The sequence below is a fragment of the Paraburkholderia unamae genome (assembly GCF_003096875.1).
GTDB classification, from domain to species: Bacteria; Pseudomonadota; Gammaproteobacteria; order Burkholderiales; family Burkholderiaceae; genus Paraburkholderia; species Paraburkholderia unamae.
This window is the reverse complement of record NZ_QEOB01000028.1, coordinates 17,540-30,357: the sequence shown is the minus strand read 5'-3', so window position 1 is coordinate 30,357 and position 12,818 is coordinate 17,540. Positions and strand designations below refer to the sequence as shown.

General features: G+C 64.0%; 10 protein-coding genes. 3 read left to right on the top strand and 7 right to left on the bottom strand.

Annotated features, from left to right (window positions below; genetic code table 11):
• Positions 1-216: 216 nt before the first annotated feature.
• From C7402_RS38590 to C7402_RS38580, 3 genes are all read left to right on the top strand, one after another.
• The gene (locus tag C7402_RS38590; protein WP_244315036.1) at positions 217-1,518 is read left to right on the top strand and encodes an MFS transporter; all 1,302 of its coding nucleotides are present in this window, start codon (positions 217-219) and stop codon (positions 1,516-1,518) included.
• 222 nt (positions 1,519-1,740) lie between these two features.
• Positions 1,741-2,922: a porin gene (locus C7402_RS38585; protein ID WP_116614276.1), complete on the top strand. Its 1,182-nt coding sequence runs from the start codon at positions 1,741-1,743 to the stop codon at positions 2,920-2,922.
• Between the two features lie 113 nt (positions 2,923-3,035).
• Positions 3,036-3,800, top strand: a complete 765-nt coding sequence (locus C7402_RS38580; protein WP_116614275.1) for an SDR family NAD(P)-dependent oxidoreductase — start codon at positions 3,036-3,038, stop codon at positions 3,798-3,800.
• Between the two features lie 69 nt (positions 3,801-3,869).
• Here C7402_RS38580 and C7402_RS38575 read toward each other — a convergent pair whose 3' ends face one another.
• From C7402_RS38575 to C7402_RS46570, 7 genes are all read right to left on the bottom strand, one after another.
• Complete coding sequence (locus tag C7402_RS38575) at positions 3,870-4,412, bottom strand: nuclear transport factor 2 family protein (protein WP_116614274.1); 543 nt, start codon at positions 4,410-4,412, stop codon at positions 3,870-3,872.
• 107 nt (positions 4,413-4,519) lie between these two features.
• A complete protein-coding gene (locus tag C7402_RS38570; protein WP_116614273.1) occupies positions 4,520-5,911 on the bottom strand; it encodes an MFS transporter in 1,392 nt (463 codons plus the stop codon).
• Between the two features lie 126 nt (positions 5,912-6,037).
• On the bottom strand, positions 6,038-7,612 hold the full coding sequence (locus C7402_RS38565) for an MDR family MFS transporter (RefSeq protein WP_116614272.1): 1,575 nt from the start codon (positions 7,610-7,612) through the stop codon (positions 6,038-6,040).
• A 77-nt stretch (positions 7,613-7,689) separates the two neighbouring features.
• On the bottom strand, positions 7,690-8,439 hold the full coding sequence (locus C7402_RS38560; RefSeq protein WP_116614271.1) for an SDR family NAD(P)-dependent oxidoreductase: 750 nt from the start codon (positions 8,437-8,439) through the stop codon (positions 7,690-7,692).
• Positions 8,436-10,097 (bottom strand): acyl-CoA dehydrogenase family protein, encoded by a 1,662-nt coding sequence (locus C7402_RS38555; protein ID WP_116614270.1) that lies wholly within the window; start codon positions 10,095-10,097, stop codon positions 8,436-8,438. The genes C7402_RS38560 and C7402_RS38555 overlap by 4 nt, the downstream gene beginning before the upstream one ends.
• A gap of 41 nt (positions 10,098-10,138) precedes the next feature.
• Positions 10,139-11,362 (bottom strand): CoA transferase, encoded by a 1,224-nt coding sequence (locus C7402_RS38550; protein ID WP_116614269.1) that lies wholly within the window; start codon positions 11,360-11,362, stop codon positions 10,139-10,141.
• A 34-nt stretch (positions 11,363-11,396) separates the two neighbouring features.
• The gene (locus C7402_RS46570; protein ID WP_165842098.1) at positions 11,397-12,812 is read right to left on the bottom strand and encodes an acetate--CoA ligase family protein; all 1,416 of its coding nucleotides are present in this window, start codon (positions 12,810-12,812) and stop codon (positions 11,397-11,399) included.
• Positions 12,813-12,818 lie beyond the last annotated feature (6 nt).

Here is a 12,818-nt window from a genome sequence, read left to right as displayed (position 1 = left end):
GAAGCACTAGACGCTAGCGTAAACGCCAATGATCGAATTCAAATAATGCATTATGCTTTCTTCGATGGTGGCGTAACCCTATTGCAGATGCGCGGCCCAGACAACTCACGCACGAAGTCAGCGCACTCCTTGCCGAACATGGCCGATTTGCTGGGCCACGCGCGAACGGCAGCCACGCCGAGATCTTAAGAATCACCAAAACGAAATGGAGACGAGATGTCGACACAGGTAATGACAGCAGATGGCGCAGTGAGCATGAACAAGAAGGCCATCTTTTTCACCGTGCTTGGGAACGCACTGGAGTGGATCGACTTCGCGAGTTATGCATACTTCGCGACTGTGATCGCCCACCAGTTTTTCCCGACTCAGGACCGGTCGATGGCCTTGATCAGCACGTTCGCGGTATTCGGCGTCGGGCTCATCGCACGTCCGCTCGGGGCGATTTTCTTCGGACGCCTCGGTGATGCGCGCGGTCGCAAGTGGGCGCTGATGATCGCCATGCCGATGATGGGCCTCGGCACCCTCCTCATCGGGCTCATGCCGACCTACGAGCAAATCGGCATTGCGGCGCCCATCTGCCTCGTGATTTGCCGGCTTCTACAAGGCTTTTCCGCCGGCGGCGAAGCGGGCAACGCCATCACGTTTCTGATCGAGTGGGCGCCAGCCAGGCGCCGCGCGCTCTACGCCTGCCTTCAGCAAGCCAGCGGCGTGGCCGGCACGGTGTTCGGATCGGGCGTCGCCGCACTGCTCTCCACCGTGTTGAGCCACGACGCGCTCGAATCGTACGGCTGGCGCATCCTGTTCATCATCGGCGGCGCCGTCATCGCCCCGATCGGCTTTTACCTGCGCGCGAAGATCGACGAAACGCCCGCGTTTCTCGAACACCAGAGCATCGAACGCACGCATCCCGACAAGGCCGCTACCAATACGCAATCCGTCTGGCTGGCATGCTTCCGCTCGATTGGCATGACGATGATCTGGATTGCGTCGTACTACGTTTTCCTCTCCTATCTTCCCGCTTTCCTCGCCTCGCACGCACACATTCCGAGCAGCGTCGCGCTCTGGGTGAACACCATCGGATTGCTTACCATGGCCACCTCGATCATCGTCTCGGCGATGATATCCGACGCCATCGGCCGCAAACCGCTGCTTGTCGCGTCCAGCATTGCGTTTATTGTCGTGCCCTACCCGTTGTTCGCGTTCTTCCTTGGCGGTGCAGCCACACCCTGGCTCGTGGTCGCCGTCATGGCGGTCGGCGCGCTCGTGGGCGTCTTTGCCGGCATCTTCCCGGCGACGATGGCGGAGATGTTTCCCACCCGCCTGCGCTCCGGAAGCGTTTCGCTGGCGTTCGGCCTCGCCACCGCGATCTTCGGCGGATTCGGCTCGCTGATTTCGGAAGCCTTGATCAAAATTACGGGCTCGCATCTTTCGCCAAGCTATTACGTCATTTTCGCGGCTCTCGTCTCCTTGCCGATCATCCTCTCGCTGAAAGAGACGGCACACGATCCGCTCAAGTAATTTTCACGAAAATCCCCACGCTTCAACCCCGACCGGATTGCCGTCTCAGTTGATGACCTGACGACATCCGGTCTGCTATCGGCAACCGGACCCGATGGCTCGAAGAACGATTTTCTTATTTCGTATTACTAATTGTATTATCGCCCCCCGCGTCGGCCGCGATCGCCCAAAACAAGATCACCTCGCGTTCGATTTAAACCTATAAATACTGGAGATTGATTCATGAAGAAGTCGCTTTATGCAGGACTGGTTCTCGGCATGACGAGCGGAGTCGCGCTTGCGCAGAGCAGCGTCACGCTTTATGGCATTGTCGATGAAGGCTTGAACTTCAATAACAACGCGGGCGGCAATCGGCAGTATTACCTCGCGAGCGGCGTGTTGCAGGGCAGCCGCTTCGGCTTGCGCGCCGTCGAGGATCTCGGCGGCGGGCTGTCGGCAATCGCGACCATCGAAAACGGCTTCGACGTCAATACGGGCAAACTGGGCCAAGGCGGCCTCATGTTCGGGCGGCAGGCCTACGTCGGCTTGTCGAGCCATTACGGCACCGTGACCATGGGCCGTCAATACGACTCCGTCGTCGACTATGTCGGTCCGCTTGGCGCCGGCGAACAGTGGGGCGGCACCTACGTGGCCCACCCTAGCGACATCGACAATCTGAACAACACGGCGCGCACCAACAACGCCATCAAGTACACGAGCGTCGATTTTGCGGGTCTGAAGTTCGGCGGTGTTTATGCGCTGGGCGGCACGGCGGGCAATGTCACCCACAACCAGATCTGGTCACTCGGCGCAGGTTACGTGAACGGCCCGCTGCAACTCGGCGTCGGCTACCTCAATGTGCGCAATCCGAATACGTCGTTCTATGGCGCCGGGGGCACCGTCGCCGCGACCGTGGACGGCGTGCCGGGTTCCAACTTCGGGAGTTCGCCGATTATCTCCGCTTATTCCTCGGCGCACACCCAGCAAGTGATCGCGGCCGGCGTAGCCTACGGGCTGGGCGCCGCCACGCTGGGCGCCGTTTACACCAACGCAAAATTCATGGCGCTCGGCGACAGGTCGTCCGGCCCTGTGCCCGCGGGTGGCATTAGCGGCACGGCCACCTTCAACACGGGCGAACTGAGCTTCAAATATCAGATCACCCCTGCTCTGCTGGCCGCCGCGTCGTACGTCTACACGCACAATAGCGGCGCAGCCGGCATGGAAAGCGCAACCTACAACCAGGGGGCGATCGGCATGGACTACTTCCTCTCGAAGCGCACCGACCTCTACGCCACCGCCACCTTCCAGAAAGCAAGCGGCACCGATTCGACCGGCAAGTCGGCCGTCGCTTCGATCAACGGCGTCACGCCTTCCAGCACCGATCGCCAGGTCATGGTTCGCCTCGCGATTCGACACAAGTTCTAAACGCTATCCGAATTGACGTCGCCCCTGCCGCGCGTTGGCCAGTTCGATGCGGCCGGGGCGGCCGCTTTCGGCAAGCCGCCCGCAGCGATTCACTTGATTGCAACGGAGAAACAATGGCAAGACTCGGTGGCAAAACCGTTTTGATCACAGGCGCCGCGCGCGGGATCGGCGCGGCGGCGGCACGTCTGTTCGTGCAAGAAGGCGCCCAGGTCATGCTTGTCGATGTCCTCGAGGACCCGCTTCGCTCGCTCGCGCAAGAGCTCGGCACCTGCGCCGCTTTCGTGAGCGCGGATATCTCTGATGAAGCGTCTTGCGCCAACGCCGTGAACGCCACCGTCGAACGCTTCGGCCGGATCGACGCTGCCTTGCTCAACGCGGGCATCGCCGGCGACCTCAAACCGCTGGTCGACTACAGCGCCGAGACCTTCGACAAAGTCGTGGCGGTCAACGTGCGAGGGACATGGCTCGGCCTCAAACACGTGATGAGAGCGATGCAGCCATCGGGCGGCAGCATCGTCGTCACGGCCTCGACGTCGTCGGTGCGCGCGACGCCGAACATGGTCGCCTACGTCGCCTCCAAGCATGCCGTGGTGGGCCTCATGCGCGCCGCGGCGATGGAAGGCGCCGCGCACGGCATCCGTGTCAACAGCGTGAATCCCGCCACGGTCGACACCCCCATGGTGCGAGACCTGGAAGCCGGCGCGCACTCCACGGCCAACAAGGTGCAGACCAAGGCGCGGCTGATTCCGCTCCAGCGGCAAGGGACCGTGGAAGAAGTCGCGCAATTGATGCTTTTCCTCGCTAGCGACGAGTCCAGCTTCTGCACCGGCGCGGTCTATATGGTGGACGGCGGCGTGACCGCCGGCCGCGCGGCTTGATACGCCCGCTTCCCGCACGCCTGTCGCACTGATAAAGCGGGCGCTCATCGCGCCCGCCCGCGCACCTCCTTAATCGAGCCGCTCCCTCGCCACCCGCCCCGCGCGAATCGCATAGACGGGGTCTCGCCTGTCCTTGCTCGAATACCGGAACAGATGTGTCCCGTCCTGATGCTCGATAATCGCGTCGAGGCGGTTCCACTCGTCCACGGCCACGCGCTCGCTAATACGCCAGACGCCTTCCCGACGCTCGTGACGATCCACGAAACGCAGCGCCCGCGTGCGCGTACAGGCCTGGCCGTCGCGCTCGAAGGAACGGTATGCGAGCACATAGGCTTCCGAATAGGCGATATCCCCTTCGATTTCGATGAGGACGTTGCCCATGAAATGCATCGCCCGGGCAGCGCCAGGCTTGACGAGTCCGACGATATGCCCCGCCACGCCGTCGCCACGTGCGAGCCAGTTGCCGTGATCGTCGCAGGCATCGGGATGAAAGCAGCTGGCGATCAGTTCGGTGTCGCAACGATCCACACCCCGGCAATATCGGGCAAGCAACTCGCGTATGGACTGTTCGTCCAGCAGGCGCTGCAACTTCGCTTCAAGCTGTTCATTCATGACCACACTCCTTGCATTCTGCGAATGGTGGCGAGACTGGCGTCACCGGTCCGTGATTCGCGACACGAGACGCCAGCCCGCATTCATTAACCCGCGTGATACGCCCGTTACTTCACCGCCGATTCCGCCAGCATGCGTCGATAGCGCGGCAACAGCGTCAACAGAATCACGACACCAACGAGCGACGCCACTCCGCACACGATCGCAATGGAATAGCCCACCATGCGCGGGTTACCGAATACCTTGTCGGTAATCATCGCGATCGCGGTTGGTCCGAGCCCGTAGCCAACCAGTTGGGAAAACGCGGTATGAAACGCGGCGGTAATGCCCCGCAGACGGTTCGGCGTCGGGAATTGCAGGATCACGACCAGCAGGCCGATAGGAATGCCAAACGAGAAAATCGCGCCGCCAATGGCGCAGAATGCGCCGAACGCACCCGGCGCAAAGGGAATCGCCACGCAACAGGCGCCCATCCCGAGCATGCCGATGATCACCACGCGCACATCGGTTTCGCGAAACCCGCGCCGTTCCAGCAACCTCGAAAGCCACGGGCCCGCCAGCACGCCGGTGGCCCCGCAGATCACCGCGATGGCGCCGAGCCGGTATCCGACGACGGCCGGCGAAACGCCATGAAAGCGGATCAGAAACGCGGGCAACCAGGCCGGCATGCCGAGCACGACGATGCCTTGCATGCTGACTGCCCCCCACACGCGCAGATAGAAGCCACGCCTTTGCCACAGAAAGCGGAACGTCTCGCGTATCGAAAACGCGCGCTCGTCCGCCGCACCGCGCAACAGCGAACGCCGCGCAGGCTCTCGCACCGTCGCAAGCACGAGGAGACTGAACGCCACGCCCGGCAAGCCGACGACAATGAAGGCCATTTGCCACGGCTCAAGCGTGGCGAGCGGCGGAATAATATCGCGCAGCCCCGCGGCGGACGCGATCACCCAGCCGCCCGCTACAAGCGAGAAACCTGCGCCGAACCACTGGCTTGCCATGAAAACGCTCACCGCGCGCGGTGCACGGCGCTGGGAGAAGTAGTCGGTAATGAGCGAGCAGCCAATGGGAAACACGCAAGCCTCGCTCACGCCCACGCCGAAGCGCGCCCAGAACAGCGCACTGTACGAATGCGCCATGCCGCAAAGCGCCGTACAAAGGCTCCAGATAGCAATCGCGGCCACCAGCACGTTGCGCCGGTTGGCAACGTCGGCGAGACGCCCGACGAACGGAATGGCGATCAAATAGGCCGATACGAACGCGGTGCCCTGAATAAAGCTGAAGTCGGTATCGGAAAGCAGCAGAGAGCGTTTGATCGGGTCGACAATGAGATTCAACAATTGACGGTCGATATACGCCAGCGCATAGGCGAGCGCCAGGATGCCGAGTGCGTACCAGGCCTGGCCGGTGTCGGCGATCTGCGCACCGCGTTCGAGGCCCGGCTCGAGTGGCGAGCGCGCTTCGACATCACGCGTCGCGGTAATCGATGTTTCCTTGCTCATGCTGTCTCCAATATAGTTTGATTGAATATTGACCAGCCACTTCTTTGCACCTTCCTGCAAATACGCTTTGAAACAAGGCCATTCGACCGGCGCGCGATATCGCGCTGGGTTCCGAACCGGTAATCCTCAGCGCCGTCTCTCCAGTTCGAACGAGGGCAAACTACGGCTTCGCCACAACGCATAAGCCGCCGCCAATACAGTCGGAATCAGGCCGATATGAATCGCGGCGACGAGCGCCGACCTGCTGAACTCGATCAGAAGCGCACCGTTATGCCCGCTCTTCGTCATTTCGCCCACGATGGTGTTCTGCACGAGCGGGTCGATCAGCGCACGCGGATCGGATAGCCGTTCGTGCCACGCCATCGCGTGATCGGCTTCGAGCTTGCGGCGTATCGCCGACACATAAAGCTGGTTGACGAGCGTGCCGGTCATGGCGGTCCCCAGCATCGCGCCCACCATGCGCAGGGACTGCACGAGTGCCGTCGCAATACCGAGGCGTGCGGGTCCCGCCATTTGCTGGACGAAGATCGTCAGGTTCGGCAGCACGAAGCCGAGCCCCAGGCCGCCCACGGCCATCGCCAGCATCAACAGCCATGGCGGCGTTGAGCGCGTCGCCAGCACGACGCCAAGGCATGCGCACGCGAACATCGCGAAGCCGAGATGCAGCATGGCATTCGGCTTGCGCAAGCGCGGCATGATCCGCCCATTCAGGATGCTGCCTATCGTGCTCGCGACGACGAGCGGCGTAATCGCAATGCCGGCGTCTTTCGGCGACATGCCAAAGCCGCCCTGGAACATGAGCGGCGCATAGAAAAGAAGCGAGAACATCGCGAAACCAGCAAGCGTGGCAAGCGCGAACAGCATGCCGAGCGTGCGATTGCCGAACATGTCGAGGGGCACGAGCGGGTTGCCGTGTCTCTGCTCCCATTTCCAGAGCACCGTACCGGCCATTGCGGCCAGGACGAGCAGGAGCAGCGTCGAGCCGCCGAGCCCGGCCTGCGGCAACCTCTCCACAAGCAATTGCAGCGTCCCCAGCAGCAGCGCAAGCAGCACGGCCCCGAGCCAGTCGATGCGACCCGCCCCGGCGCGTTCCTCGCGCCGCAAATGCGGCAGATACTTGCAGACGAAGATCAGCGAAACGAGGCCGATCGGCACGTTGACGTCGAAGGTCGAGCGCCAGCCGAGATATTCGGTCATCACGCCGCCGAGCGTGGGGCCCACTGCATTCGCGATGCCGAAGGCGGAACTGGCCATGGCCTGCCAGCGCAGCCGCACCACCGGGTCCGGAAACAAGTCAGGAATGCACGCGAAGACCGTGCCGATCAGCATGCCGCCGCCCACGCCCTGCAAGGCGCGCGCGAGCACGAGATAGAGCATGTTTCCGGCCATGCCGCACAGCGCGGACGCGGCGGTGAACACGACAATCGATGCAATAAGGAACGGCTTGCGGCCGTAGGAGTCGCCAAGGCGCCCGAAGATCGGAACCGTGACGACGGAGCTAAGGAGATACGCGGTCGCGACCCACGCATAGAGATCGAATCCCTTCAGTTCCGCGACGATGGTGGGCAAGGTCGTGCCCACCACCGTTTGATCGAGGCCCACGAGCATGATGACAAACGAAATGCCGATCATGGCGAGCAGCGACTCGCGAAACGGGCGTTCCCGCGGCTTCTGGTCGAGCGAGGAAGTGCTTACATCCATGGTGTCACTGCGCCTCCATGAGGCGGGCGCGACAGCCAGAAAACGCATCGCGCCCGCATGGGTGAAATGCGCGGGTGTCAGCCGAAGCGGCCACCGGTCACGTGCAAGACTTCACCGGTGATGAAGCTCGCGCGTTCGCTGGCGAGAAAGGCGACGGCGTCGGCGACATCGTCGGGGCTTCCCGGGCGCTTGATGGACTGCATCTTCACCGCACGTTCCTTGATGACCTCGTAGGTATCGAGCGCGCGGATCATCTCCGTTTCCATGAATCCCGGCGCGACGCAGTTGGCGGTGATGCCGTAGCGCCCTTCCTCGATGGCGAGCGATTTGGCCAGACCGATCAGCCCCGCCTTAGCGGTCGAATAGTTCGCCTGGGTCGGGTTGCCGAAATGCGCGCGCGAGCTGATGTTGATCACCCGCCCCCAGCCCTGTTCGATCATGTGAGGCATGACCGCCTTCGAAGCGAGAAACGCGCCCTTGAGCATGACGTTCATGACGAAGTCCCAGTCGTCCTCGCTCATCTTCACGAGGTATTTGTCGCGCGGCGCGCCTGCGTTGTTGACGAGGATATGCACGGCGCCGAAGGTGGCCAGGGTCTCGTCCACGAGCCGCTGGACGTCCTCCGCGCGCGTGATGTCGCCGACTACGCAGTGCGCGCTCAACCCCTCGGCGCGCAAGGACGCCGCCGTCGCCTCAGCGCGCTCGCGCATGATGTCGGTGATCACGACCTTCGCGCCCTCGATCGCGAGGCGGCGCGCCGTTGCGGCGCCCAGTCCGCGCGCCGAGCCGGTCACGATCGCCACCTTGTTTTCCAGATCCAGATTCATTTGCCTGTTCCTTTGCCAATGAGGCCGCGACCAATCACCTGCGCCTGAATTTCGGCCGCGCCTTCGAAGATGTTCAAAATACGTGCGTCGCACAGCACGCGGCTGATTTCGAATTCGAGCGCGTAGCCGTTGCCACCGTGAATCTGCAAGCCGGTGTCGGCATTGCTCCACGCAACGCGCGCCGCCAGCAGCTTCGCCATGCCCGCTTCGATATCGCAACGACGGCCCTTCTCTTTTTCTGTCGCTGCGAAATAGGTCAATTCGCGCGCCATGACGATTTCGGCGATCATCATCGCGAGCTTGTCGGCCACGCGCGGGAATTCGACGATGGGCCGCCCAAACTGCTTGCGTTCGCCCGCGTAGCGCCATGCGAGATCGAAGCCGCGCCAGGCCACGCCCACGGCACGCGCCGCGGTCTGAATGCGCGCGCCTTCGAAGGTCTGCATGAGCTGCCGGAAACCTTGCCCGCGCGTGCCGCCCAGCACGGCGTCTTCCTGCACTTCGAAGCCTTCGAACGCAATTTCGTATTCCTTCATGCCGCGATAGCCGAGCACGGGAATCTCGCCGCCGCTCATGCCGGGCGTGGGGAAGGGTTCGGCGTCCGTTCCACGGCGCTTCGGCGCGAGGAACATCGACAGTCCCGCATAGCCGCGCACGTCGGGTTCCGAGCGCGCGAGCACGGTCATCAGATCGCTGCGCGCGGCGTGCGTGATCCAGGTCTTGTTGCCTTCGATGCGCCAGCCGCCGTCGGCCATGCGCGTCGCGCGGGTGCGCAGCGAAGCCAGATCCGAGCCCGTATCGGGTTCCGTGAACACCGCCGTGGGCAGCACTTCGCCCGACGCGATCTTCGGCAGCCAGTGGGCCTTTTGCTCGGGCGTGCCCGCGCTGGCGATCAGTTCGCCCGCGATCTCCGAGCGCGTGCCGAGCGAGCCCGCCGCAATCCACGCGCGGCTCAACTCCTCCGTCACAATGCACATGGCATGCTTGCCGAGCCCCAAACCGCCGAATTCGGCGGGAATGCAAACGCCGAACGTGCCCAGTTCCGCGAGTTTCGCGACCACAGCGTCGGGAATGAGCGAGTCGGCAAGGTGCCAGCCTTGTGCGTGCGGCGTAATTTCCCGTTCGGCAAAGCGGCGGAACTGCTCGCGAATCAGGTCCAGTTCTTCGTCGAATACCGTTTCGGATACCGAACCACCTTCGCGATAGCATTCGATGAGCGCATGGCGGGCTTCGGGCGAAGCGCCCAAGGCAACGATCGCTCTCACGTCGAGCTGTGTCGAAAGTTCGAGTGCCGCCTGTTCGAGCTGGAGTTCCTGCGGGCGAAAGATCTCGTTTTGCGTCATCGGAATGCCCGACGCGAGTTGCGCGAGATATTCGGCCACGCCGATCTGCAACGCCCGCGCCTCGACCTCGCCGAGACGGCCTTGCGCGCTTAGGCGCTGCGCCCAACCGGCTGCGCTCGCGATGGCCGCAACAGTCGTGGCGACCCAGGCGAGTCCGTGCACGGCGCGCTGATGGCGGTGCAGCCGTTCGGCGTCGGGCCGGCCATCCACGCAGCAGAGCGCTTCGACGGCGCAGCGCGCCGCCTCGCCATACTTGCGAGCGGCCGGAACGACACCTTCCAGATGTTCAATGAGAGTTTGGGATGGGGAAGCCATGAATGATTCCGTCCTGGATTCGATGCTGGGTTTTGGGTGTGCTAGACGCGGCGGCTGGCGACGATGCCCGCATCGTGCAGTTCGCCGATCTGCGAGGCGCTCAGCGAGAGCACTTGCGCGAGCACCTCGTCCGTGTGCTCACCGAGATGCGGCGCGCGCACCTGCGCCTCGCGCTGCACGCCACGGAACGTGGCGGCGGAGCCGGGAGCGGGATAGCGATGGCCGCTCGGATGATCGAGCGTCTGAAACAGCGGCGCGTCGGTCGAGAAGCGCGGCTCGTCGGCAAGCGCGGATTGCAACGTGCGATACGGCGACCAGCAGACGCCCTTCGCTGCGAACTTGTCCTTGAGGTCGGCAAGCGTGCGGCCTGCAATGGCGCGCTCGAATATCGGAAAGAGCAGTTCGCGATGGTGAAAGCGCAGCCCTTCGTCGCGCGCGAACGACACCTGAAGCGACGCTTCGAGTTGTGCCACGGCCGATTCGAGCTCCAGCACGGCAACGAGGCCCGACCACTGCCGCGCGGTGATCGCGACGATCATGAGGCGCTGGCCGTCGGCGGTCACGAAATCGCGGCCGAACGCGCCAAAGAGTGCATTGCCCATGCGCGGGCGGTCGCCGCCCGTCATCACTTCCGCGATCTGCCCCATGTGGCCCAACGAGGCGATCGCCATGTCCGAGAGCGGCACCAGGACTTCCTGGCCTTGCCCGGTCGCGCGACGATGACGTTCGGCCGCGAGCAGCGCGAAAGCCGCATAGGCGCCCGTCATCAGATCCCACGCGGGCAGCACGTGATTCACGGGCTTCTCGCCGTTCTCCGCGGCGCCCGTCATGGCCGGTACGCCAATCGCGGCATTGACCGTGTAGTCCACGGCCGGCTCGCCGTCGCTCCAGCCCATCACGCGCACCGTCACGAGGTCGTCGCGCCGTTCGCGCAACGCGTCGTGAGCGAGGAATCCGCGCTGCGGGAAGTTCGTCACGAAAAGTCCGCCTTCCTCGCCGGGCCCGGTGATGAGCCGCGTAGCCAGTTCGCGCCCCTCAGGCCGCGAGAGGTCGATCGCAATCGACTTCTTGCCCTTGTTGAGGCCTTCCCAATAGAAACTGCTGCCGCTCTCCGCTACCGGCCAGCGCCCAAAATCCGGGCCGCCGCCAATCGGGTCGATACGAATGACCTGCGCGCCGAGTTGCTGCAAATGGAGCGCGCAGGAAGGGGCGGCAATGAAAGACGCGCATTCGACAACGCGCATGCCGTAAAGCAACTGATACATGGTTCAGGACTCCGCAATCGCGACACAAGGCCATTCACGCCTTGCGCGCGTTGAGACTGAAATCGGCGAGACGTTTGAGCGCGCGCACGGCGCGCTGCGGTTCCGCATAGGTGGGAATGCGGCGTTGTTGCAGCCATTGGCGCGGGCGGCCCGTGCTGCCCGACCACGCCACCGCGAACGGCTTGTGCGTGGCTGCGCATGCGGCCGCGATGCCTTCGACGAGCGCCTCGCCGCCACGGTCGGCGTTGCCGAGCACGATCAGGATCATGTCGACGCGCGCGTCGGCCACCACACGCTCCAGCACGCGGTGAATCAGCGAAGGATCGGTCAGCAGCGCGCCCGTGAGATCGACGGGATTCGCCACCGAACCGTAGGCCGGCAGCATCGGGCGAATCGCTTCGCGCACATCGGGCGAAAGCGCGTCGACGGCTAGACCGGCCTGCACCGCGGCGTCGGTGGTGAGCGCCGAAGCGCCGCCGCTCGACGTGACGATGGCAATGCGATGTCCTGTGGCGCGCCGGCCTTGCCGGAACAGCATGGCGGTATCCGCCGCCGCTTCCATGCTCTCCACGCGGATCGCGCCGTAACGCTCGACGATCGCGTTGAACTCGTCGTCCGAACCCGGCTGCGAGCCCGTGTGGAAGCCGACGGCCCGAGCGCCTTCCGGCGTCGCGCCCGACTTGAGCAGCAGCAGCGGCTTGCCGCGCGCCTGCGCGGTCGCGGCGGCTTCGGCAAGCAGCGGCAGGCGCCTCGCGTCTTCGAGATACCCCATGAGGATCGACACGTCGTCGGCACGCGCGAAGCGCCCGAGCACTTCGGCCACGCAGACATCGGCTTCGTTGCCGGTGTTGGCGTAGTAGCGCACGCCCACGCCGAGCGCGGCCATCGAGGCGAAGATGAACGTGCCGACCGCGCCGCTCTGGCTGGCCAGCGCAATGGGGTCGTCGGGCATGTCGATCTGCTCGTCGAAGGCCGAAGAGAACGTCGCGAACGTGCGGCTCGGCAACGCGAAGGTGCCGAGGCAGTTCGGGCCGATCACGCGCAGACCGGTGCTGCTACAGAGCGCTTCGATCTCATCCTGAAGCGCCGTGCCCTCCCCGCCCATTTCGGCGAAACCGGAGGCGAACACGATGGCCGCCTTCACGCCGCCGTCCGCGCAATCGCGCAGGGCCTGCACCACGGAAGTGGAAGGCACGACGACGATGGCGAGATCGACGGGGCCCGGTGCGTCGGCGAGCGAGCGATAGCTGCGCACGCCCTGCACTTCGGCGCGCCTCGGATTGACCGGCACGATCGTGCCGCGATAGCCAAGACGCAGCAGATAGTCGAGCGGGCGGCCCGAGAGCTTGGCCGGATCGTTCGAGGCGCCGATGATGGCGACCCCTCGCGGACGAAAGAGGGCCTCTTCGAGCGAGACGGACTCAGTGGATTCAGTGGACACGGTGGACACGGCGTC